The following is a 22,339-nucleotide window of genomic DNA, read 5'->3' as shown; positions in this document are numbered from 1 at the left end:
GGAATGCCAAATGAACAACGAGTGGCCTAGTCTCGACTATCTCAGCTGGCGCGAGACATGCTCAGCCCTGCATCTCTACCTACAGATCGTGGGCAAGTACCGGCTGGCCCATACACCATGGCTCAACCACTCTTGGAACGCCACTTTATACGTCACTCCCCGCGGTCTCACGACGTCATCCATTCCCGATGGAGCCGGGGTCGAAATCCTGTTCGATTTCCATGATCATAGAGTGGTGGGTTTTAGCGGCGATGGTCGCACTGCGTCCTTCGACCTTGGGCCGTCCACGGTTGCAGAGTTCCATGCCCGATTTATTCGGTTGGTCTCGGATCTCGGCGGTTCGCCAAGCTTCAACGGACAACCGAACGAAGTGCCGGATCCCGTGCCATTCCGGGAGGACGATCGCGACCGCGTTTATGATCGAGATGCCGTACAGCGATTCCATCAGGCTTTGATGGCGATCGACCGTGTCTTCAAGGCATTCCGGACATCGTTTCTCGGAAAGTCCAGTCCCGTTCATCTGTTCTGGGGTAGTTTCGATCTTGCCGTCACCCGTTTTTCGGGGCGTCCGGCGCCGCTCCATGCAGGCGGAATCCCAGCCTTGCCGGATGACGTTGCGCAGGAGGCCTATGACCGTGAGGTCTCCTCAGTCGGTTTTTGGCCGGGCGGTGGCGGCCTGGACTATCCGGCTTTTTATGCTTACGCTTATCCGGCGCCACATGGTTTCCGTAATGCGGAGATCAGGCCCGACGCGGCATTCTGGCACGAAGGCCTCTCCGAGTTCATCCTGCCTTATGATGCGGTGCGGTCGGCAGCTGATCCGGACGCGGCGCTGATGGCGTTTCTCATGTCCAGCTACGAAGCTGCCGCCGATCTGGGGAATTGGGATCGCGAAATGCTGGACTGTGCGCATGGCCGGCCAGGCGTGGTGCGCCCACAAAATGCAGGACAGCTGAACGCAGGTCCTGCGCCAGCAGCAGATGATGAAAAGGTCGAACGGGAAGATGGTCCGTCGAAGGGTCGCTACCGGCTCGTCATCGACGGTGTCGAAGCCGAGATGACCTATAGCCGAGCCGGCGAGGGGCTGATCATCATCGACCATACGGACGTACCCTCGGCCTTGCGTGGGCGAAAAATCGGGGAACGGATGGTGCGACAGGCCATTGAAGATGCAAGGCGTGACGGCGTCGCCATCATTCCTCTTTGCCCTTTCGCCAAGGCGCAAATCGACCGTCATCCTGAATGGCAGGATGTTCTTAAGAAGTGAAATCACGCGCCGAGCAACATGGCTGTGCCGGTGCCGGAGGATGGAATGCAGGAAAAAACCTTCAGATTTCAGGAGGCCGACAGGGCGCTATTGGCTGCCGTCGATGAAGCGATCGAACGTGCCGCTGAAACCGCCGGGCCTGAGCTTCGATCTCTTGGTATCGGCAGAACGCCGGGTGATTACTTCGCCGATGCAGCACTTCGTCACCTGTTTCTGCGGTTATGCGGCGCCGACCCGCAAACGAATACGGGCGGCGATCCCGAAGCCGCATGGGAAATCCTCTATATGGGCCGCAGTGTCGCTCGCTACTGGGAAAAGGAGCGCGGGGTTCCCGCCGTGATACGGCGGAAAAAGGATCGGCCGGAAGACATTGAAAAAGATGCGAGCGAACGCCGGTTGCTGACACTCGCCGCACGGGACTTCGCGGTGAAAACCGCTATCCGTGTTTTGATCGATCATGCGCGCGCGTCCGATCCGCAAATCGATGAGCGCCTCGAGGCGCCAATCGACGCCCGCCATGACCGGCTGGAGAATGTTTCGGAGACGGACCGAGAATTCACCGAAAATGCCCGCAGATACATGCGTCTCCTGACCGGGCTGCCGGAATAGGCGCTGACAACCCTTCCTGAAGATGCGCACTCTCACAAGAGGTGAAATCATGGCGGAAAACTGCCCCATACTCACGCCGGCCGAAAAGCAGGTCGTAGACATCATCAAACGCGCCGATGATACGCTGGCTGCTGCTGTCTCCCAGGCATTGCAGGAGGTGACCAGACAGGCTGCCGAAGAGATGCAAGCGGCGGGACAGGAACAATCCGCGCCGGCCCTGCAGTATTTCGCGAGCGTCGTTCATCAGCGAATGTATTGCCTGATGTGTGGTGCGGATCCGAACACGTTTGAAGGGGGCAATCCGGATATCGCCTACCACGTCATCCGCAATAGCCAGAATATTGCAAAACATTATTGGGCAGCGGATATCGAACCCTATCCACCGAAGTAGAGCCGCCTTTTATGCTCAACTGGGCGAACCGGTTCAGGTTATGTCGGTCCTGGCGTGAGCGGCGGCGAAACCTTGTTTTCGCCGCCGCTTCTGCGTTGTCTCCGATAACAGACCTCAGGCAATATCCAGCGTCAGCACGCCGCCGCCGCCGGCTTCCAGCCGATGCAGAAATGTCCCCGGTTCGATCAACTGATATGGAAAATAGAGGCCGGGCGTAGCCGGCGCCCGACCGTCAAGCCCGGTCAGGCGTTCAAGGATCATCGTCACGCCCATCGCCGTCAAAGGTGCAGCCCCTCCGGGGTGAAAGACCGCATGTCGTGTCTCAAGCGTCTGACCATCATGATCCTTGCCGGACAGTTCGATGATGATCTCGGTCGATTTCGGTTCGCCGCGGCGACGCGTCGAGCTGACACCCGTTGCCAGATCGAACTGGACGCTCCTGGCACCGGTAGCCGTTGCCAAGCCTACGACATCGATCGATGAAAAGCCCGAGGCTTTGATTTCGGTACCGTCAATCGCATGGAACAGCGCCTTGTTGTCATCGCCATCGCGCCAGATATAGGCGCCATCACGCCGCGTGAGTGCGGCCGACATCATTTTGGAAAGGCGTTCGAAATCTTCCGCAACAGCCGGCCCGCCGCCATCCTCTTCGTCCACCAGCGCGCCGATCTTGATCGCGTCGATGCGAGTGAACTTTTTGGCGAGTTCAAGCGTGGGAACCGTCGTGGCGCCTACGAGCCATTCGTAGCCAAGAACAACCGCGCCTGCGTTCGGCTTGTGCATGAAGGTTGCAATTTCGGGCGCGATCTCGAACACACCGGACGAGATGCCAAGATGGGGCAGGCCGCGTGCATTGGCAAAGCGCAACCCTGCCAGGCTTTCGTCCGAGTGGAATACGGCAACGGCACCGACTTCACGACTGCCCAATCCGAGATTATCGGCATCGTTGTTCAGTTGCACGGCTTCGGCGTTGCCAAGTTCCGCGGCAACCGCCTGCGCCTTTTCCATGTTCCGGCCAGCAATCAGAAATGGCACGTTGGGATGCAGGTTGCGTAACGTTTGAGCGCTCAGGCGGCCGATTGCGCCGGAGCCGCCCATCATCAGGATAGGATCAAAGTGCATGAATTTCTCCTTCTGGTTTTCGCACCAGGCGATCTCATTGGTTGCCAAACAACTTGAAAAAATGAGCGACATCCGCCCGATCGATGTATGGATGATCGCCAATCGCAAATGATGCAGACACCAGCTAAACGGTGACTCTGGGTGGAAAAAGAACCGAGTTTGCCCGGGCTTTTCGCCCGCTGACGTCAATCGGTTGGTGGTAGTGCGTCGTTATGGGAATGCCGAGCTTGTCATGTAGTTCCGCGGCGGCTCGTGGAATGAACGGCAGCAGGCAGCGCGCCACGATGGCAAGGCCATATATCTGCTCCCCCAGGGTCGCTGCGAGGCGCTGTGTGGTCACCGTCCGCTCGTTTGCCGCGATCTCGCGAGACAGCGCCTTGGCATCTGCCCATGGTGCCTGCCTCGTAAACACCCTGTTCGCCTCGGCCAGATAGGCGAAGATCTCGCTCAGGCTATTTCCGGCGTCACTCCGTCAAATGTGGTGGCCAGAAGTGCGAGAACACGGTTTGCGAGGTTGCCCAGTTGTCCGCCGAGTTCTCCCGACCATGCCGCATCCAGCCTGTCCTGCGAAAAATCACCGTCATCTGCGGAGCGGATGTGCCGCAAAAGGTAATATCGAAGCGCATCCGGCGTGCCGTAAGCCTCGATCAATCGATCCGGCGCAATTCCGTTGCCGGCAGATTTTCCGATCTTCCGGCCATCGACCGTCAGGTATCCGTGCACGCAGATGGATGTGGGCAGCGGCAGGCCGCAGGATAGCAATATGGCCGGCCAGTAAATGGCGTCGAATTTTGAGATACCCTTGCCGACGAAATGAAGCCGTGCGCCGCTCTTGGTCCAGTAGCGACGAAAAAGTGCATCATCCGTGCCGTGACCGAGCCCGGTCAGGTAATTTGCCAGGGCGTCGAACCAGACATAGACGACTTCGTCGCTTCCCGGAACCGGCACGCCCCATCCCCTTGCTCGTTCGGCGCTGCGCGAAACACTGATGTCGGTCAGTCCACGCCGGAGGAGGGCGGTGATTTCATTGCGACGATGTGCGGGCGTAACCTGAAGTTCGCCTGCCTCGATCAACGCGAGGATCTGATCGCCGTATCGGGAAAGACGGAAAAACCAATTTTCTTCCCGAACGATTTCCAATGCCACCGCGTGTTCGGGGCATTTCCCCTCATCAAGTTCCGATGGCTCGTAAAATTGCTCGCAGCCCACGCAATAAAAGCCTTCATAGGCCTTACGATAGAGATCGCCGCGGCTCGCGCAGGCATTCCATAGGGAATGAACGCAGGCAACATGCCGCGGATCGCGTGAGGTGCGAACAAACTCGTCGTTGGAGATGTCGAGCCGCTCACCCAGCCGCTCGAAACTGTCGCCATTGGCGCCGACGAAGTCAGCGACCGCCTGTCCTGCGGCTTCTGCCGCGCGGACATTCTTCAGGCTGTTATCGTCGGTTCCGCACTGAAAGCGAACATCCCGCCCCAGCAGCCGATAGTGACGCGCATAGGCATCCGCCTGCACAAGCTCGAGCGCGAACCCGACATGTGGTGATGAATTGACGTAGGGGATAGAGGTGGTGAGGTAGGTGGTCGGTCGTATCACGGGAAGATCCTCTCGAAGGGTGCAAAATCCCTGAGGCGGATCGCAAAAAAAACCGCCTCAAGGGCGGTCTCTGGTGCACTGAAAACGCACGAAACCCGCCACGCTATGAGCGCGGCATCATCATCGTGGCGTTGATCAGGTTGCTGTTCATAACCCGACCACTATCACGTGTCGAAACCCTCAACAAGCTGATCGGCGTTGCTTATCCTGCGACACTGTTTTGCAGAACATGCGATCATCCTAATTGGTATCGACACACTTATCGCGGATCGACAGCGTCTAAAGTGCACCGGTGTTGATCGTGGTGATTGGAAAAGCTTTATCGGATCGTTCCAGCTGATAAGTTGCAAAATGACAATTAGGGATGGGCTTTGAATTTCTTATTCTTGAACAAAGGGCTAGCCGCACAGATCAAGCCTAGCGCTACTTTGATCGAACCCAGCTTACCTTTTCAACATAATCGCTAATTTCGGTCGGTGGCGGACCATGTAAGGCTAGTGGAATTGACCAATTCCGATCTGCTCAAGTCAGGTGAGAAGGTTCGACGACCCTAATTTGAAATCTGAGTTTTTTCAAAGGGTCGTCAAAAATAACTAGGTGGTCGCAAGTTCATATCCCATCAAGACTGTAAGTTGTTGTTGAGTCCATTAGACCAGAATTGGTCGCTCAGCGCCGTCAGCTGATACTGAACTCAGGCATTGTCCCTCCAGGGACGGTGCATACTTCATCTCTGGAGGGACTGGTTGGCCCTACGACCACGGTGAAGCTTAGGTGGTTCCGGCGCCCGCTGTAAGGCTGGCGTCAGACCTGGGCCATGCCTCCGTCGACAGCGAGCTCTGCACCCGTCGTGAAACTGCTCTCGTCGCTCGCGAGGAAGAGGGCGGCCGCGGCCACCTCTTCAGGCCTGCCCATGCGGCCAAGAGGGATCATGCCGGACAGTGCATCTCGCACCTCTTGCGAGGCGCTTGCCATCATCGCGGTGTCAGTCGGTCCAGGGCTGACGACGTTGACGCGAACTCCTCTGGGAGCAAGTTCGTTGGCCCAGGTACGCGTAAACGAACGGACTGCTGCCTTTGTCGCACCATAGACACCATAGCCCTTTGTGCCGATGTCGCCGGCGATTGAGCCGATCAGTACGATCGTGCCGCCCGGCTGCATGAGGTCAACCGCACCCTGCGCTGCGAATACGAGGGATCGGACGTTCAGCCCAAATGCCCGATCGAAATGGTCGTCCGAAATCTCTTCAAGCGGTGCATATTCGGACAAGCCTGCGTTCACGACAAGCACGTCGATGCGGCCTTCTTCCGAACGGATAAGCTCGATGACGCGCTTAAGATCGGTCTTTTCGTTGGCGTCTGCTTGAAGGACCCGGATGCTCCCCGAGCCCTCTGCTTCTAAAGTGGTGTCCCCGCCCTTGCGGCTGGTCGCGTAGACTCCCGCGCCCTCGTTGGCAAATCTCTGCGAAATGGCTCCGCCGATGCCACCGACGCCCCCGATAACGAGTGCGATCTTGTGTGCTAATCTGTTCATGCTAACTCCATCAATAATGATGGGAATAGATATAATGTCTATACCTACGGTCAATTACGCACTACGAGTAAAGCAGATATCGAGGAGTATACCTATGTCATTGGATGACGGAGGCCTGTCCACCAAAGCCAGCATGCCTCGCCGGCCCAAGCCTGTCTCCGTTGAGGCTTTGTTGGACGTCGAGAAGGCGCGGCCGGTGCTGGAGCAGATCGCCAACAAGTGGTCTGTGCTGATCCTGACTGTATTATGCACCAGGCCGTCACGGTTCAACGAGATCATGCGACGCCTTGACGGGATCACACATAAAGCGCTTTCCGAAGCTTTGAAAAGACTGGAGCGCAACGGGCTCATCCGCCGTGAAGTTCTGACGACGACGACGCCGGTTGGCGTCGAATATACTATCACCGCGCTCGGTCGCTCGCTTCAGCAGCCGTTCGAGGCGCTATACGCTTGGTCCATGACCTACGGCCCGGAGCTCGAGCGCGCACAAGTAGAATACGATCGTCAGCGAGACTAGCTCGCTGACGATCGTATTGGGTTCCACTACTGGGTCTATACCCTAACTATCAGCTTGCCGAAATTGCGCCCTTCAAGGAGACCTATAAATGCTGCGGGGGCATTGTCGAGACCGTCCACGATGTCCTCTCGATACTTCAACCTGCCGTCAGCGACCCAACCAGCGGCTTCCTCTAAGAATGTTGGTTGCTGCTCAATGAACTCCACGTTCATGAAGCCTCGAACTGTGATGCTCTTCTGCTGAATGACCTTCATGGAAGCAGGAAGCCGGTCAACGGATGGCGGTCCGAGGGCCTCGTCATTGTAGTGGGAGATCATTCCGCAGAGTGGCACACGCGCGAAATTGTTGAGAAGTGGCAGGACCGCATCCCAGACAGCGCCGCCGACGTTTTCGAAATAGACATCGATACCGTCAGGGCAGGCCTCGGCGAGCTGTTGCGCGAAGTCTGGATCACGATGATTGATCGCGGCGTCAAAGCCCAGTTCGTTTTTGACGAACGCACATTTCTCAGCACCCCCGGCTATCCCGATGGCGCGCGCCCCGTCGATCCTAGCGAGCTGGCCAACGACTGAGCCAACCGCGCCGCTTGCTGCGGCGACGACAACAGTCTCTCCGGGCTTCGGGCGCCCGATGTTGCGCAGGCCTGCATAGGCTGAGAAACCGGTCATGCCCAGGACACCCAGTCCAGTCGAGATCGGAGCGGCATGCGGATCGATTCTCCGCAAATCGCTTCCGTCGGAGATGGCATGGGTCTGCCAACCCGAGTAGGCAACCGCGATGTCGCCTTCCTTCCAATCCCGGTTGCGGGACTGTTTGATCCTGGAGACCGTGGCGCCAACCATCACGTCGCCGATCGCGATCGGATCAGCATAGGACTTGGCGTCGCTCATGCGTCCCCGCATGTAAGGGTCGAGCGAAAGGTAGATGGTTTCGAGCAGAACGTGGTCATTGGGCACCTCGGGCACAGGCGCTTCTTCGAGACGAAAGTTGGCAGGTTTGGGCGGTCCTGCCGGCCTTGATGCAAGTACAATCCGGCTGTTGGTCTGTGGCATGGCTGGATTCCTCAAAGTGTGTCGGGACGGAACGCCGCGTTTATTTCCGGCGCGGCGGTCGCGATTGCGATTCAGTTTGCGAAAAGTTGCTTCAGGAAGCTCATGGTGTCAGGCTGCGCGGCACGGATGACTGTGAAGTGGTCGGTGTGCGGATACTCGTTGTATGTCACAGGTGTCCCGTCTGCTCTCAACCGAGCGACCAGCGCCCTCGTCGTGTTCACGAAGACGAAAGCATCGTCGGGACCCAGCGAGATGAAGGTTGGCTTTTTGAGGCGGAAGTTCGGGTTGGCAGCCGGGTCGTTCGCAGTAAGGAACGCTGCCATCTCTGGATCGCTCGCCCAATCTTGTCTGAAACCATCGAAGGTCGCACCTTTTGCGGCAATCGCTTTAGATAGCCCACCAATGGCAGGAACTGAGCAACGTGTCGTGAATTCCTTCAACTGCGCTTCAAGATCGGGGCCCATCACGGATGAAGCCTTGAACGAAGGATCAATCACCTTCAATCCAGTCGTCATGAGGGCGACGTTAAAATTCTGGAGAAGGCGATAGTCGCTTGCCTTGTCTGGGTTCGCTACGGTTCGCTGGGCTAGCTCTTTCACGAAAGCATCGATCGAGGTGTAGGGCGCTATTGCCACCGTTCCCTTGTAATCTAACTGCGGGGCTTCATCGGCATAGGCTTCGACGCCGAGGACCGCATGACCACCATCGGAATGCCCGACCGCGGCGTACTGCTTCGAAAGGTTGCCGTCGACATTGTGAGCGGCAACCACGCCGCTGATCAGCGAACGTGCCAGGCTGCCGGCATGAAAATAGGGGTAGGGGACCATTGCCACCTTACCCAGCCCTTCCAGGTCAGGAGCAACGACCGCATAGCCCGCGTTTACAAGCGTCGAGATTTCGAACAGGTAATCGCTATTGAAGCCGTCCTTTGTAAGGCCACCATCAAGCTCATCTGTCAGGCTGGGTGCGCACAGTTTATTGCCAGGTGTCGTCGTCCCATGTGCCCAGGCAATCACTGGCCATCCCCCGTGTGGCGCCTTTCCGTCCGGCACAAACAGGAGGGTTGATGCCGTTGTGAGATCTCCGGACACCGACTGCATGGTGTGGACCATGAGCTCTGCGTGTCCCTTGATCTGTGGGGAAATGTTGTGCGGTTTATGGGAGATAACCGCTCCGGACGTTGTCGCTTCTTCGACAGCCAGGACGGGAACGGTGGAACCGGCGATCATCACGGTGGAGCTAAGGATCGTCATGACGAGCGCGTGCGTGACCGCCCGTCTCAATATCGAGGCATTCATAAGACACTCCAATTGTTCAATTCAGAATACGCCTCGCGCAGGGGTGCTATGCGCAGCCGATGCTTGCGAGGGCGATTAAGAGACCCGATCGGCCGTGTCTGCAGAAACGAGTGCAATCGCTCGCTGAAGATATACGCAGGATATCTACGGTCAATTACGCACTTTACGTAAACAAGGTTTCGGAAAGTATATCGACTTCATCGCATCGATGACGCGATGGCCGCCTCACCACTTGGTAAGCTGTTGGCACAGTTGCGAGTTCATGACCCGCGGCGGTCGGCTGCTGGAGCTTCGCTAGCCAGCTTTTCAAAAGGTCATACATGCTTACGTGGCGGCAATTGCGCGAGAATAAGCCCCGGGCGGCATCCCCACATGCCGGCTAAAGGCGACATTGAAAGCGCTCGTCGAGCCATAGCCGACGCGTTCAGCGATTTCCGCCATCGCGACCTCGTCGCGAAGAAGCTCTTTCGCCAAAGCCATCCGCCAACGTGTTGCGTATTCCATCGGCGCGACGCCTACCTCCTTGCGGAAGCGATCAAAGAAGGTCGAACGAGACATTGCAGCATCTTGGGCAAGCGTCTCCACCGTCATGCTGCGCCCTGGATCTGCGTGTATCCGGCGTAATGTAGGCGCCAGCAATGGATCGGCCATGCCACGCAGGAGACCCGGCGGTGCCTTAGCGCTTGCGGCCGATCGTATTGCATCGATGAATAACACTTCGAGCAACCGATTGAGCACCATCTCACGCGCGGCACGGTCGGCCCTTGTTTCCTCGTTGATCATCCGGACGAGAGCCATCAGTCGCTCTTCACCATGAACATGGATGACCTCCGGCAGCAGCGATACGAGGAGGGCCTTGTCATCCGAGCCGAACTGACAATGGCCAACCAGTGCCTTGATCTCCGCCGGCCCTTCCGGGTCGCCCAGATGAAAGACACCGGGGCTGGTCTCCAAGCGCTGGGCAAGTGCGCCCCGTGGCGGCGGCTCCATGCTGCTCATCGTGAACGAGAAGATCTTCGGAACCAGGACAAAATCGCCCGCAGCCAGCACCATGGCCTCACGACCGGCGATCGTCATCAGGCAACGGCCCTCGACCACCGCGCAGTAGAAGGGGCTTCCAAGCTCCGTGCGCTCAACCAGCCACCGACCGCCGCCCGTCACCAGCTTTGAGATCGACGGGCTCGGCTTCAACAAAGAAACAACTTCAGCAACCGGATCGGTCATGAATTCGGACTTTCGCTAAACATACTTGGACGTGCGACTATAGCAGGTCCGGGCAATTAGGTCCATCTTTAGCCCAATCAAATGACAGGAGATGGAACATGCCAAAGATCCTTATCACCGGTTGCTCGTCCGGTTTCGGCCTCGTCACCGCACAGAAATTCTTGGACGCCGGGTGGGACGTCGTCGCAACCATGCGCACACCGCGAAACGACCTTCTTCCTTCGAACGACGGGCTCGAAGTCCTGCCGCTAGATGTTACCAGCGCGGACAGCATTGCTGAGGCGGTCGAAGCTGCCGGCACGATCGATGCTCTGGTCAACAACGCCGGCGTGGGCATGCTCAATGTGCTCGAAGGCTCGGAGATGTCGAAGGTTCGCGAACTGTTCGAGACGAATGTCTTCGGCGCAATGGCGATGACAAAAGCTGTTTTTCCGCAGATGAGGGTCCGGCGCTCAGGCGTCATCGTCAATGTCAGCTCCGCCGTCACGATAAGGCCGTTGCCCGCTCTCTCGGTCTACAGCGCCAGCAAGGCGGCACTCAATGCCTTCACGGAGAGCCTCGCGCTCGAGGCGGCGCTGTTCGGAGTCCGCGCTAAACTCGTCCTACCTGGCTCCGCACCGACGACCGGCTTCGGCAAGAATGCCGTCTCGCGCATGGGCATGGAAATTCCCGAGCCATATACCGCCTTCGTCGACGATTACATGACGAAGCTGCGTTCGGGCACAGAGGTCACGACCGCGGATGCGGTTGCAGAGGCCGTCTGGCGGTCTGTGACGGAGATCGACGCGCCGATGAAGATCCCCGCCGGCGCCGACGCGGAAACCTCCTTCCACGAAGCGGGTCATTTGCTCACCTGAATATCACCCTCCGAAACCCTCCTTTGAAGGTCCAGAGCCATGAACAATCTGATCAATCTCGCCAAGCATATTCCGACGCCTGAAGCTACTCTCACTGTCGCCTACACGCCGATCCGACTTCTAATGCCCGGCCGCCAGCCCTTGGAGCTGCGGCTGACCGCGCCCGCGAGCGGCGACAAGCTGCCGATCGTGCTGCTGTCGCATGGCTACGGCCCTTCAAACTATATCCCCTCTAAGGATGGCTACGCTCCCCTCGTGCAGTTTTGGGCGGAAAGAGGGTTCGTCGTCATCCAGCCGACGCATGCAAGTTCGCGGGTCGGCGGCCTACCGTCCGATGAACCGGGCGCGCCGTTCTTCTGGCGTGAGCGGGTGGAGGAGATGAAGGCTATCCTGGACCAACTGCCGGAGATCGAGAGACAGGCTCGTGGCGTGGCCGGCCGGATGGATTATTCACGCATCGGCGCGGTCGGGCATTCCTTCGGCGGCCACACGGTCGGGCTCCTGCTCGGGGCCCAGCTGGATGGCGAGGACCTCTCCGATCCTCGCATTGCTGCTGGCGTTCTTCTGACAACACCGGGACGCGGCGAGGACATGACTCCAGAGAGTGCTGCACGGTTTCCGTTCTTCGACGTCGACTTCTCGACGTTGACGACACCAAGCTTGGTTGTCTGTGGTGATATGGACAAACCGCATTTCACCACCCGTGGCCCTGAGTGGCACGCGGATGCGTTTCACGATGCGCCGGGCGCTAAAGCAATGCTGACCATGCATGGCGTTGGTCACGGCCTAGGCGGGATCGCCGCACTAGACGCAAAAGAAACAGAGACTGAATCCCCAGACGTGCTGGAGGCGACGCGGCGCCTGACGCTTGCCTGGCTTCAGACGGCTGTTAACGCAGACGGTGGGGCGTGGGAAAGAGCAACTTTCGCGGTTGTCCAGGATGCGGCAACGCTCGCCACTGTCTCGGAGAAGCATCTTTGACAGGGGCTCGGCTTCTGGAGCAGTCTACCGCGCGATGCCTCGTTAGCTTGACTGCACAGCACACTAAACATGCTTGTTCGTGACCCGGAAAAAGGCGAGGACTGAGCGTTCTAAGTCGCAGCACCCTCTAGAAAATCTTGTCCGGGGAACGTACGCCGCCAGCGCCACGCTTCGAAAACGGAGGTCTCCACCTTCAGGAGCGCGCGCCCGACACCGTCGCGATGAAGGCGCGCAGGTCGGCCAGCATCAGCTCCGGCTCCTCCAGCGCGGCGAAATGCCCGCCCCGCGGCATGTCGGTCCAATGCACGATATTGTAGGTCTTCTCCGCGAACGAGCGCGGCGGCGGCAGGAACACCGGATCGGGGAAGGCCGCGAAGCCGGTTGGCACCTGGATGCGGGTACCGGCCGGGAGCATCCGCGATTCCTCAAGCCGGCTGCCGTAGTAGATCCAGGTTGCAGTCACGAACGATGCGGGCGCGATGTAAAGCATGATGTCGGTGAGGAGTTCCTCCTCGGAAAACTTGCTCCAGATGTCCGGGTCGCCATCGGCGGTTGTTGGTAGACCGGCCCACTTGCCGAACTTCTCGAGTATCCAGCCCGCCGCTCCTACCGGGCTGTCGGCCATCGCGACGCCAAGCGTTTGCGGACGCGTTGCCTGCTCGTGAAAGTAGGCGCTCTCCCGATCGGCAATTGCGGCCCGCTTGGCGGCGAAGGACTTCTCCTGGTCGGTCGTCGCAGCGGCATCCTCCGCATGCACGGTCATCATGTTGATATGGATGCCGAGCAGGGCGTCCGAACGATCATGCGCCGCCCAGACCGCGAGGGCGTGGCCCCAATCGCCCCCTTGGATGAAATACGGCGCGTCGCCGAACAGTTGGATCATCAGCCCATGCATGAGCGCAGCAGCCCGTCGCGGGCCGATCGGGCCCGTGATCGGGTTGGAGAACGCGAAGCCAGGAAGCGAGGGGACGACAACATCGTGCCCGTCCGCTGCGAGCGGCTCCAGGAGCCGCTTGAATTCGAGATACGAGCCCGGCCAGCCATGGAGAAGCAGGACGGGCGGCTTCGAGCCGTCGCCCTTCACATGAACGAAGTGGATGTGCTCGCCTTTTACGTCGGCCGTGAAGTTGGGGCGTGCGTTGAGGCGGCGTTCGACCGCACGCCAGTCATAGCTGTTCCGCCAATACTCGACGAGCCGCTTGAGATCATCAACCCCGACCCCCGCTGACCAGCCTCCCGCATCCGGCAGCTGCCTCCAGTCATAAGCCTCGACCTTAGCTCTGATCGTGGCGAGCCGTTCGTCAGGGATGTTGATGGTGTAGGGTGAAATCATGATGTTTCTCCGCTTAGATTGAACGGAAACCGCTCTATTGCGGCGAATTCCTAGAAACACCGCGTCATTTCTTCGATATCCGTGTTACGAGCCACGGACCTTCCCGGGCGATCGCCGGAAAGACAGGAACGGCTCCGTCAGTCACCAAAGCACCTCGCTTTAAAGCCCGGCATGCCGGCGTGAACAACGCCGCCGCAGCCCCACGGCGTCAGGTTTGCGATCTGGCTATCTCTTGAGAAGTGAGACCTGCCTCTCGAAGTCGGCCAGATCGAAATAGTCGCGCCAGACAGTGATTTCCCCGTTTTCCACAGTGATCGTACCCATCACCGGCAGTTTGATCGTCGCGCCACTTTCATGGGTGAACACATCGATCCGTTCGTTGAGAACGAGGTTTCCTGATGCCGCGATGTTGGTCACAGCCCAGTCGACCTTGAACGCTGTTCCAACCCCGAAGTCCTGATGGAATTTGCGAACGTTGTCTCTGCCTACGATGTCAGGCAGCGGCACGTTGTCATAGAGGACGTCATCCGACAGCATCGCAAGGGCGTCCTCAATGCGATTTGCTGACCAGTGGCCGAAGAAAATGGTGGCGATATCGATAGGGTTGGTGGAAATGGTAGCTCTCCAAACAGGGTTTAGGGAAACTTGACAAGATTGTTTGCCGGTAATGGGCGGCCGGGAAACTGCGTGAGCCGGCCGCCGATTGAGATGGGTCGAATATTCCAGGCCGAAACACACAGAGCGTCCCAAAGGCAGAGCAGCTCAGACTAAGTTGCTCAGTCGGCTGGCGTGACGCGCCGGTGGAAGCCCAAAGATGCGCACTTATTCGGGACTGAATTGCGAGGGGCTGCCGTAACCGACTTGGAAGCCGTTACTGGCCGCGTCGATCTTGTCGCCGACCATCAGGCTCTGTGCCTCCTGCGTTCCCCCAAAACGCAATTCACAAGTGTGCGTCTCCCAAGCAGATCCATGACGTTCCTTTTATGCAGTGATCGATGCACAAATAAGTAGCGGCATTGCAAACGATCGTCAATGGATTTATACAGTGATCGATGCAAAATAAAGTTTCGATACCTCAAGTGAACTTACCATCGACGCGTCCTCCACGCGGGCGGCCGAGGGAGTTTGATCGCCAGGCTGCGCTTGCCGCGGCGACACGGCTGTTCTGGATTAGGGGATACGAAGCGACCTCGATCGCCGACCTGACGGAGGCAATGGGGATCGGAACTAAGAGCCTTTATGCGGCCTTCGGTTCGAAGGATGCGCTGTATGCCGAGGCCCTCCGATACTATTACACGACCTACGAGGGATTGGTGTGGACCCGCTTCAGGGCTGCTTCGACAGCGAGGCAGGCCGCTCTGTTCTTTCTCCAGGATGAGGCGATCGCCATGACCGGTGGAGATCTCGGTCTACCTCATGGGTGCATGTCAACGCTTGCGACCGTGGGCAGCGAAGGGCATTCCGGACTGAGCGAACTCATGCGAGCGACTCGTGCAGGCGGTTTCGATCTGCTCAAAGCGCGCTTCGATCGAGCGAAGAACGATGGTGAGCTAAAGGCTACGGTGGACACGACCAAACTGGCGAGGTTCGTGCAGACAGTCCAAAGCGGCATGGCGATCCGTGCCCGGGATGGAGCGGACCGCGCCGAGCTGAACGATGTGGCGGAAATTGCGCTTTCCAGCTGGGACAATATCAACGCCAAGTGATTATACCTGCTAGGCGAGGCCTAGTAGCTTGATGAACATCGTCCCAGCATCGACCGTAAGCTTCTGGCATGCTTGATGACTTGAGCCACTATCAGAGCGTGGCGACGGCTGGCGTTGACTTCGTTGGCAAGCCAGGCCGGCTTTGCGCTCCCGGATCATCTTGTCCCCCCGTTTGGACGATACGCACGCCTGCAGTTCCCGACGAACCTCCACCCGACGGAGAAAAGCTATCGCTCGGTCGGCCCGGCGAGGAAACAGCCGGCGCTTCTGGCGTTGAACGCAGCGAATGAAAGTTCGTCTGGCTGATCGACATACCCATTGAAGCAGCGAGTTGTAAGTTCAAATTGGTTCAAGAGCAACTATCGCCTCATTTCCAATCTTCGCGCTACCTGCTGACTAGCGCGATCTTAATCCTAGGCTGGATATCCGCATGAAGCGAAAATTTGCCCTCGTCACGAAACGCCAGTCCGCAAGGCGTCGATAAAGGCACGCAAGGCTGGAGACATCTGGCGCTGCTGCGGATAGCAAATAAACAGACCTGGGAAGGGCGCTGACCATGACTGAAGCAGCGGGACTAGTCGCCCTGCGCTGATATGATCTGCTACGGTGTCTTCAACTGGGAAGCCGATCCCGACCCCTTTAAGCGTCGCGCTCAAGGCGCTCTCCTTGTCGCTGAAGATGAGAGGGCCATCAACGGTTACACTGAACCAAGCTTCGTTTTCGAAGAACTCCCAGGCGTAAGGTGTCGCCCGACCTGGCCACCGCCACCGGATACAGCGATGATTTACGAGGTCTCGCGGATGCCTTGGCTGTCCGTGGAGCTGCAGATAGTCGGGCGCTGCGACGGCAATCTGCCTTAGCTCTGGCCCGAGGCGGACCCCAACCATGTCCTTTTCGATTACCTCACCGATCCGGAGCGCGACGTCGTAACGAGCGGCGACAATATCGATCACCTCGTCGTCCAGCGTTATATCAAGGACAATCTCAGGATAGCGATCGGTAAAGTCTTTCAGGATCGGATCGATGTACTTGTGCGCCGCCGATCGGAATGTGTGCACCCGAACGGTTCCAGCGGGCTTTTCGCCCGCCTGCTTAACCTGCGCCACCGCGCCGCCAAGGTCGAGCGCCGCGATCCGAGCGCGCTGAAAAAGGTTCTCGCCCACTTCGGTCAAAGACACGTTGCGAGTGGTACGATGAAGCAACCGCATGCCGAGGTGATCTTCGAGGTTGCGAACCATCTGGCTTAAGGCAGAGGGCGAAACCCCGAGCTGGTCGGCTGCCCGGCTGAAACTCAACTGTTCCGCCACGACGATGAAGGCGCGGAGCTGATTGTAATCCTGACCGTTCAGAAGGTGGCTCAAAGATCGCCTCAATGTTCTTTAGCTGAGCTAACAACTTCTGTAATTTTATAGCGCATTATCAAGCTGGACGCGACACGCCATCTTTGCATCATTCACTTGAAGGAGCAAAAGATGAAGACGTGGCTTATCACAGGTATCTCGCGTGGACTGGGCAACGCCTTGGCAAGGACAGCGCTCTCGCAGGGCGACACCGTTGTCGGAACGGTCAGGACGGGTTCAATTTCGTTCGACAATGAGACAGGTAACCTGCACGTTCTAAACGTCGATCTCACCGATAGTGCTGCGACCGAAACTGCGGTTGAAGAAGCCTTTAAGCGCCTCGGCCAGATCGATGTCATCGTCAACAATGCCGGATATGGTCTGCTCGGTGCCCTTGAACATGCGACCGACGCAGAAGTGGAACGTCTTTTTGCCGTCGACGTCTTTGCGCCGTTCCGGATTATCCGGCGCGCCCTGCCTTATCTCCGCAAGCAGGGATCGGGGCATATCATCAACATCACATCGATCGCCGGCAGAGCTCCCTCTACTGGATCTGCCTTGTATTCGGCTGCCAAAGCAGCGCTGGAAGGCCTGTCAGCTGCGCTTTCTCTAGAAGTCGCTTCGCTTGGCATCAAAGTGACGGCAGTTGCGCCTGGCGCGTTCAGGACAGACTTTCTGTCGGCACATTCGATTCAAAGGAGTGGCACGGCGCATGAAGCCTATGCCGGAACAATCGGAAAGAGCGATGCGGCCTTCAACGCGGCAGCCGGGCATCAATTGGGTGATCCGCAACGTGCCGCAAATGCGATCATGGCTCTGGTTAAGTCCGAAAATCCACCGCTTCACCTGCTGCTGGGTAGCGATGCCTTGCGTCGTATGCGCACCAAGCTCGATCAAACCGTAGACGAAATCGATGCCTGGGAGACGACGACCCTCAGCACGGATTATCCGGAGGACGGAAAATGAAGACCATACCTCAGGGATGGGATCTTTCCGGAAAGGTCGCTGTCGTTACAGGTGCAGCACGCGGGATCGGGCTGGAATCGGTGAGACTGCTGCGATCGAGAGGTGCACGCATCGTCGCCAGCGATATCAACCCAGCGGTGAAAGACCTCGCTGGAGAGGACATCGCAACGTTCTGCGGGGATGTATCGGAGGAAGCGACCGCGATCGGAACCATCGCGCTCTCACTCCAGCGCTTCGGGAGCATCGATATCCTCGTCAACAATGCCGGACGAACAATGAACAAACCTCTGATCGATATGAGCGCTGCCGACTGGGATGCCATCATGGCGATCAATGCTCGCGGAAATTTCCTGCATTCGCGGGAGGCGGTGAGGGCAATGATCGGCATGGGCGGCGGCGCGATCGTCAATGTCGCGTCCATCGTCTCTGCGGTCGGCATGAAAGATACGGCCGTCTATGCCGCGTCAAAAGGCGCCATTACCCAACTCACGAAGGTTGTCGCGGTCGAGTACGGTGATCGCGGCATCCGCGCTAATGCCGTCGCCCCTGGCGTCGTTGAAACCGACATTCTCGAAGGGATTGTCGCGAACAGCAAGGTTACGCTTGCGAGTTATGGTGGCGCCCATCCAATCGGAAGGGTCGCACAGCCAATCGATATAGCCGAGGTGATCGCATTTCTGGCATCGCCTGCATCGTCCTTCATAACGGGTGCTCTCGTGATGGCGGACGGCGGCTACACGGCTCTTTAGGGGAAGGTAAACGTGATGACAAAATCAATTCTGATCGTGGCCGCCGAACGCGGCTTGGGACTTGGCCTTGCCGAGCAGTTCTTCAACCGTGGCTGGAATGTGGTGGGGACGGCTCGACCAGGCACCGACGTGGATGAGCTCAGGAGAGTGGGCGCGACCGACCCCGATCGCCTGACCGTTGCAACCATAGACGTGACCGACGCCGCACATATCGCGCCGTTTCAGGCGTCGCTCGGAGATCGTCTGTTCGATGTAGTCTTCATAAACGCCGGAATTTGGGGTGCGGAGCATCAAAGCGTTCTGGAGGCGACAGACGAGGAATTCTCCCAGATCATGCTGACAAATACATTCGGGCCGATCAGGCTCGCCCGCCATCTTCTCAACCAACTCGTCATGCCAGGCGGGACACTGGCGTTCATGTCTTCGCACCGCGGCAGTATTGCCATCAATGTCGAGGGCGGGCTCGAGCTTTACCGGGCAAGCAAGGTGGCGGCGAACATGCTCGCGCGGGGATTTATGCGGAAAACTGGGCATTAACTGTGCTGTCCATACACCCGGGCTGGGTCGACACTGCCATGGGCACACTTGGCGGCAAAGTGAAGGCCGAGATTTCGCTCGAACCCAGCGTACGCGGTGTTGCCGATGTAGTCGAAAAGCACATGGGCTCCGGCGAAAATCTATACCTTGACTATCAAAACAATCGTCTCGATTGGTGAGCCTCCGAGGTGTTTTGCCCCACCGCGTCCGACGGGAGCGAAAAGAAGGCGTAACACACCGTGAAATCGAGAGGTTTTTCACACATTCCGTTGATCGCAGGTACGTTTGCCAAGGCCGTGGTACCACGCATTGCGCTTTGCTCCGGCGGTGCTAAAAATTGATTGTCGAAAAAGGCAGATTTGGTGTGGTCTAGCCCAAGTCCTTTCCGAAACGAAAGCTCTGTCCTTGCGTAACGCATGAGCCCCACGACGAGCAACGACCGCTGAACGGCATCCCTTTGGTCGTCCGTGTGGTTTTCAAAACGACGAACTGCACCGATCGAACGACAGTTTTGGAGCAGATTGTGAAAGACCTTCCTTTTACTTATGATGTGGTGATTGCCGGCGCAGGCCCGGTCGGCTTTTCTCGCGTGCGAGCTTCGGCTCGCGGGCGTGTCGGTTCTGGTGCTGGAACAGGCAGAAGACCCTGGTTCCCCGCTAAAGGAACTCCCGTTTGGAATGCGCGGTCTATCCGCGCCGGCCACCGGCTATTGCGGCAGATCGACATCGCTGATCTCGACGCACTTCAAGCGCCACCATGTCCTTGTCGATAAGGCTGCCAAAGCGGATCCCGCCATCGAGCGCCCGCGCCACCACATCATCCAGTCCCTCGTTCATGGAAGGCCCATACTTGGGATCCCGCAGAAGGGTAAGAGTTCATTTCTGGCCGACAGCCGGATGATCTCGTGAATACTCCCTCATCGCAAGCAGGACCGGCATGAGCTGATGACCCGCAAGGGTGAGATGGTATTCAACATGTGGAGGCTGCTCGTGGAAGTCTCGACGCTCGACAAGGCCGTCGGCTTCAAGATCCCGCAGGTGCTGTGTGAGTACTTTTTGCGATATGCCGTATAATTCTCGCAAAAATTGGGAACTACGCATCGATGGGTCAGCGAACAGGCGAAACAGAATCTGCAGCTTCCACCTTCCGGTCAGCATTGCCAGAATGCGACTGACATGGGCGACGGAGCCATCCGGTCCGAGACAGGCGGAACGTTCATTCACGGGCACTTTTAAGTGCGTAATTGCCTCAGTCATCAACTTCCTTCTTTGTCGGTTCCGGATCGAGTGTCGGAGTGATTACTATGAATTTAAATCTCGACGGAAAGATCGCATTGGTTACAGGCAGCAGCAAGGGGATCGGTGAGGGAATAGCCCGCGGGTTAGCGCGCGAAGGTGTAGTCGTCATCATCCACGGGCGCGATAAAGCAAAAGCAGAAGAGGTCGCGAACACGATCTGCCTTGAGGGCGGGCGCTCGCATGTCGTCACCGGTGACTTGACCTGTGAAGACGACGTCCAGCGTCTGGTTGAAAAGGCGCAGGCCTTTGTCAGGCCGATCGGTATCCTCGTTAATAACGCCGGAGGGTCGGGGGAGCATGAAGACTGGGCCACAACGCAGTCTCGCACATGGATAGATGGGTATGAACGGAACGTTGTTGCCGCGGTAAGGGTCACGTCGCACGTGCTACCCCCGATGCGCGTCGCGAGATGGGGACGTGTAATCAACATCTCCAGCCTTGCAGCCATGATGCCTCCGGCAGCAAGGCCAGACTATGGGGCAGCGAAAGCGGCGATGCTAGCGATGACAGCGTCTCTAGCAAAAAATGTCGCGGCAGACGGGATTACTGCGAATACCGTATCTCCGGGCACGATCCACAGCACTAGCCTTGAAATGGCCTTTCGCAAGGTTGCTGTTCAGAAGGGGATTGCGCAAGACGCTCCTTGGCCAGAGGTTGAACAGGGGGTGCTTTCTCACTTCGCGGAGGTTCCGGTGCGCAGAGTCGGGACGCTAGAGGAAGTTGCTGACGCGGTTGCTTTTCTTGCCAGTCCACGCGCAGCTTACATCACTGGCTCAAACCTAAGGCTCGACGGTGGGCTTTGGCCGGGGCTGTGACGCAGGCTGCTTCTGCATGGCGCTAAGTTGGCCCCATGCCGCAGGGATCGGCAAGTCTCGGTCTTCAACTAAAGGCGGCCCATCAATGGCTTGCTATAGATCGCAACATGGATGCCTATGAGGCGCCGCATATCCTCCACATCCTGAGCGGCATACCGTAAACCTCGCATGCCATAAGTCAGCGTCAGGGCATAATCCTCGGGCTCAACGGATATCGGCCAGTTTTCCAAGTTTTCTTTCAGGATCTCGACGACCAGAGCCTGGAAGCGTCGATAGACCTGACGGACGGCGGGAAATTGCAGATCGAAAAGATCTGCCGCATCCGGAAAGGCGGCTGCGAGTTCGACCCCATGCAGACCCCAACTTGTGCAGGCGTGAAGCAGCTTCTCGTCGAGCGGTCCGATCCTCGCAATGGCCGTTCTGATCGATGTCAGCGCCTGCGCGTCCATGTTTTCGATGACGCGTGTGAAGATCGCTTCCTTATCGCGGAACTGCAGGTAAAGCGCCGGGCGCGACATCCCCGCCGCCTTGGCTATATCGCCCATGGTTGTGCGGGCGAAACCGTAGCGCACGAAAACCGATTGAGCGGCACGGAGGATTTGATCTTCTTTTTCGGCTCGGGCATCCATAGCTAAGATTGACATCTTTCGTCAAAATGTCAATATATGACATGGTGACGAAAAATGTCAGAGAGAAAGATCATGCAGGAAGTCGAATTATCGAAGCATGTTTTGGACGAGGCGGTGGCGCGGGTCGGAGATGGCCCCGTGGTCATGGTTAACCTCCTGACTTTCAGGGAGAGCCCGCTCTACCCGAACGATTTTACCGACAGAAAACCCTCTTCCCGTGCGGCATACTACGAGGGCTACGCAGGAGCATTTGCCCAGATCGCCGCGCGTTTGGGGATAACTTATGAGCTCGTCCATGCTGGCCGCCATCTGCTGACGCTGGTGCCGCGCGAACCGCAAAGTTGGGACGACATCGTCATCGTGCGCTACCAAAGTCTATCTGATCTGCGAAGGATCACCGAAACGGAGGATTATGCGCGCCACGCCTTGCCTCATCGTCTCGCCGGGATTGCAGGCTGGCAGTTCATCGCAACCCGTCCATAATGTGCAGCCGCCTGCGGGCTGGCTCAAGTGAGAGCTTCC

General features: G+C 58.0%; 24 protein-coding genes and 3 pseudogenes. 15 read left to right on the top strand and 12 right to left on the bottom strand.

Annotated elements, in window-relative coordinates:
* The first annotated feature begins 10 nt into the window (after window positions 1-10).
* The 3 genes from MRBLMR1_RS10220 to MRBLMR1_RS10210 are packed head-to-tail and all read left to right on the top strand — an operon-like array spanning window position 11 to window position 2,267.
* Window positions 11-1,267, top strand: a complete 1,257-nt coding sequence (locus MRBLMR1_RS10220) for a GNAT family N-acetyltransferase (RefSeq protein ID WP_183687800.1) — start codon at window positions 11-13, stop codon at window positions 1,265-1,267.
* A gap of 45 nt (window positions 1,268-1,312) precedes the next feature.
* Window positions 1,313-1,876, top strand: a complete 564-nt coding sequence (locus MRBLMR1_RS10215) for a hypothetical protein (protein ID WP_500064446.1) — start codon at window positions 1,313-1,315, stop codon at window positions 1,874-1,876.
* A 49-nt stretch (window positions 1,877-1,925) separates the two neighbouring features.
* The gene (locus MRBLMR1_RS10210; RefSeq protein WP_500064444.1) at window positions 1,926-2,267 is read left to right on the top strand and encodes a hypothetical protein; all 342 of its coding nucleotides are present in this window, start codon (window positions 1,926-1,928) and stop codon (window positions 2,265-2,267) included.
* Between the two features lie 114 nt (window positions 2,268-2,381).
* On the opposite strand, the gene MRBLMR1_RS10205 is transcribed toward MRBLMR1_RS10210, so the two are convergent.
* The 3 genes and pseudogenes from MRBLMR1_RS10205 to MRBLMR1_RS10195 all read right to left on the bottom strand — a co-directional run bounded on the left by MRBLMR1_RS10205 (window position 2,382) and on the right by MRBLMR1_RS10195 (window position 6,515).
* On the bottom strand, window positions 2,382-3,389 hold the full coding sequence (locus tag MRBLMR1_RS10205; protein WP_183687794.1) for an NAD(P)-dependent oxidoreductase: 1,008 nt from the start codon (window positions 3,387-3,389) through the stop codon (window positions 2,382-2,384).
* Window positions 3,390-3,513: 124 nt separating this feature from the next.
* Window positions 3,514-4,985 (bottom strand): annotated as a pseudogene (locus MRBLMR1_RS10200) (methionine--tRNA ligase).
* 801 nt (window positions 4,986-5,786) lie between these two features.
* On the bottom strand, window positions 5,787-6,515 hold the full coding sequence (locus tag MRBLMR1_RS10195; RefSeq protein ID WP_183687790.1) for an SDR family oxidoreductase: 729 nt from the start codon (window positions 6,513-6,515) through the stop codon (window positions 5,787-5,789).
* 133 nt (window positions 6,516-6,648) lie between these two features.
* Here MRBLMR1_RS10195 and MRBLMR1_RS10190 point away from each other — a divergent pair, with 133 nt between their 5' ends.
* Complete coding sequence (locus MRBLMR1_RS10190; RefSeq protein ID WP_148171133.1) at window positions 6,649-7,032, top strand: winged helix-turn-helix transcriptional regulator; 384 nt, start codon at window positions 6,649-6,651, stop codon at window positions 7,030-7,032.
* A 35-nt stretch (window positions 7,033-7,067) separates the two neighbouring features.
* Here MRBLMR1_RS10190 and curA read toward each other — a convergent pair whose 3' ends face one another.
* From curA to MRBLMR1_RS10175, 3 genes are all read right to left on the bottom strand, one after another.
* Complete coding sequence (curA, locus tag MRBLMR1_RS10185) at window positions 7,068-8,084, bottom strand: NADPH-dependent curcumin/dihydrocurcumin reductase (RefSeq protein WP_183687788.1); 1,017 nt, start codon at window positions 8,082-8,084, stop codon at window positions 7,068-7,070.
* A 71-nt stretch (window positions 8,085-8,155) separates the two neighbouring features.
* A complete protein-coding gene (locus MRBLMR1_RS10180) occupies window positions 8,156-9,382 on the bottom strand; it encodes an alpha/beta fold hydrolase (RefSeq protein ID WP_183687786.1) in 1,227 nt (408 codons plus the stop codon).
* A 324-nt stretch (window positions 9,383-9,706) separates the two neighbouring features.
* The gene (locus tag MRBLMR1_RS10175; RefSeq protein WP_183687784.1) at window positions 9,707-10,606 is read right to left on the bottom strand and encodes an AraC family transcriptional regulator; all 900 of its coding nucleotides are present in this window, start codon (window positions 10,604-10,606) and stop codon (window positions 9,707-9,709) included.
* Between the two features lie 98 nt (window positions 10,607-10,704).
* Between MRBLMR1_RS10175 and MRBLMR1_RS10170 the strand changes: the two genes are divergently transcribed.
* Window positions 10,705-11,463 (top strand): SDR family oxidoreductase, encoded by a 759-nt coding sequence (locus MRBLMR1_RS10170; RefSeq protein ID WP_183687782.1) that lies wholly within the window; start codon window positions 10,705-10,707, stop codon window positions 11,461-11,463.
* 39 nt (window positions 11,464-11,502) lie between these two features.
* Window positions 11,503-12,444 (top strand): dienelactone hydrolase, encoded by a 942-nt coding sequence (locus MRBLMR1_RS10165; RefSeq protein WP_183687779.1) that lies wholly within the window; start codon window positions 11,503-11,505, stop codon window positions 12,442-12,444.
* A 193-nt stretch (window positions 12,445-12,637) separates the two neighbouring features.
* Here the strand turns inward: MRBLMR1_RS10165 and MRBLMR1_RS10160 are convergent, their stop codons facing one another.
* Together MRBLMR1_RS10160 and MRBLMR1_RS10155 are read right to left on the bottom strand one after the other, a co-directional pair.
* Window positions 12,638-13,777: an epoxide hydrolase family protein gene (locus tag MRBLMR1_RS10160; RefSeq protein WP_183687777.1), complete on the bottom strand. Its 1,140-nt coding sequence runs from the start codon at window positions 13,775-13,777 to the stop codon at window positions 12,638-12,640.
* Between the two features lie 225 nt (window positions 13,778-14,002).
* On the bottom strand, window positions 14,003-14,515 hold the full coding sequence (locus tag MRBLMR1_RS10155; protein WP_500064439.1) for a limonene-1,2-epoxide hydrolase family protein: 513 nt from the start codon (window positions 14,513-14,515) through the stop codon (window positions 14,003-14,005).
* A gap of 314 nt (window positions 14,516-14,829) precedes the next feature.
* On the opposite strand from MRBLMR1_RS10155, the gene MRBLMR1_RS10150 reads away from it, so the two are divergent.
* On the top strand, window positions 14,830-15,483 hold the full coding sequence (locus tag MRBLMR1_RS10150; protein ID WP_183687773.1) for a TetR/AcrR family transcriptional regulator: 654 nt from the start codon (window positions 14,830-14,832) through the stop codon (window positions 15,481-15,483).
* An 18-nt stretch (window positions 15,484-15,501) separates the two neighbouring features.
* On the opposite strand, the pseudogene MRBLMR1_RS10145 reads toward MRBLMR1_RS10150, so the two are convergent.
* Together MRBLMR1_RS10145 and MRBLMR1_RS10140 are read right to left on the bottom strand one after the other, a co-directional pair.
* Window positions 15,502-15,793 (bottom strand): annotated as a pseudogene (locus MRBLMR1_RS10145) (hypothetical protein); the annotation flags it as partial.
* A gap of 142 nt (window positions 15,794-15,935) precedes the next feature.
* Complete coding sequence (locus tag MRBLMR1_RS10140; RefSeq protein ID WP_183687771.1) at window positions 15,936-16,844, bottom strand: LysR family transcriptional regulator; 909 nt, start codon at window positions 16,842-16,844, stop codon at window positions 15,936-15,938.
* A gap of 111 nt (window positions 16,845-16,955) precedes the next feature.
* Between MRBLMR1_RS10140 and MRBLMR1_RS10135 the strand changes: the two genes are divergently transcribed.
* From MRBLMR1_RS10135 to MRBLMR1_RS10110, 6 genes and pseudogenes are all read left to right on the top strand, one after another.
* Window positions 16,956-17,789, top strand: coding sequence for an oxidoreductase (locus MRBLMR1_RS10135; RefSeq protein WP_183687769.1), 834 nt, complete (start codon window positions 16,956-16,958; stop codon window positions 17,787-17,789).
* On the top strand, window positions 17,786-18,538 hold the full coding sequence (locus tag MRBLMR1_RS10130; RefSeq protein ID WP_183687766.1) for an SDR family oxidoreductase: 753 nt from the start codon (window positions 17,786-17,788) through the stop codon (window positions 18,536-18,538). Before MRBLMR1_RS10135 ends, MRBLMR1_RS10130 begins: the two co-directional genes overlap by 4 nt.
* Window positions 18,539-18,553: 15 nt before the next feature.
* Window positions 18,554-19,075, top strand: a complete 522-nt coding sequence (locus MRBLMR1_RS10125; protein WP_500064435.1) for an SDR family NAD(P)-dependent oxidoreductase — start codon at window positions 18,554-18,556, stop codon at window positions 19,073-19,075.
* Between the two features lie 2 nt (window positions 19,076-19,077).
* On the top strand, window positions 19,078-19,254 hold the full coding sequence (locus MRBLMR1_RS10120; RefSeq protein WP_500064433.1) for a hypothetical protein: 177 nt from the start codon (window positions 19,078-19,080) through the stop codon (window positions 19,252-19,254).
* A gap of 344 nt (window positions 19,255-19,598) precedes the next feature.
* A pseudogene (locus MRBLMR1_RS10115) lies at window positions 19,599-19,773 on the top strand (FAD-dependent oxidoreductase); the annotation flags it as partial.
* Complete coding sequence (locus MRBLMR1_RS10110) at window positions 19,753-19,983, top strand: hypothetical protein (RefSeq protein ID WP_183687898.1); 231 nt, start codon at window positions 19,753-19,755, stop codon at window positions 19,981-19,983. The pseudogene MRBLMR1_RS10115 and the gene MRBLMR1_RS10110, both read left to right, overlap by 21 nt.
* Here the strand turns inward: MRBLMR1_RS10110 and MRBLMR1_RS10105 are convergent.
* Complete coding sequence (locus tag MRBLMR1_RS10105) at window positions 19,951-20,331, bottom strand: winged helix-turn-helix transcriptional regulator (RefSeq protein WP_183687762.1); 381 nt, start codon at window positions 20,329-20,331, stop codon at window positions 19,951-19,953. The two genes, MRBLMR1_RS10110 and MRBLMR1_RS10105, sit on opposite strands and share 33 nt — an antisense overlap.
* Before the next feature lie 47 nt (window positions 20,332-20,378).
* On the opposite strand from MRBLMR1_RS10105, the gene MRBLMR1_RS10100 reads away from it, so the two are divergent.
* Complete coding sequence (locus MRBLMR1_RS10100) at window positions 20,379-21,188, top strand: SDR family NAD(P)-dependent oxidoreductase (protein WP_183687760.1); 810 nt, start codon at window positions 20,379-20,381, stop codon at window positions 21,186-21,188.
* A 68-nt stretch (window positions 21,189-21,256) separates the two neighbouring features.
* Here MRBLMR1_RS10100 and MRBLMR1_RS10095 read toward each other — a convergent pair whose 3' ends face one another.
* On the bottom strand, window positions 21,257-21,817 hold the full coding sequence (locus tag MRBLMR1_RS10095) for a TetR/AcrR family transcriptional regulator (RefSeq protein ID WP_183687882.1): 561 nt from the start codon (window positions 21,815-21,817) through the stop codon (window positions 21,257-21,259).
* Between the two features lie 72 nt (window positions 21,818-21,889).
* On the opposite strand from MRBLMR1_RS10095, the gene MRBLMR1_RS10090 reads away from it, so the two are divergent.
* Window positions 21,890-22,300 (top strand): hypothetical protein, encoded by a 411-nt coding sequence (locus MRBLMR1_RS10090; protein ID WP_183687758.1) that lies wholly within the window; start codon window positions 21,890-21,892, stop codon window positions 22,298-22,300.
* The last annotated feature ends 39 nt before the right edge of the window (window positions 22,301-22,339 follow it).

Origin of the sequence: Neorhizobium sp. LMR1-1-1.1 (assembly GCF_040675795.1) — a bacterium.
GTDB classification, from domain to species: Bacteria; Pseudomonadota; Alphaproteobacteria; order Rhizobiales; family Rhizobiaceae; genus Neorhizobium; species Neorhizobium cellulosilyticum.
The sequence above is the reverse complement of the archived record's forward strand: the minus strand, read 5'-3'. Positions and strand labels throughout refer to the sequence as shown.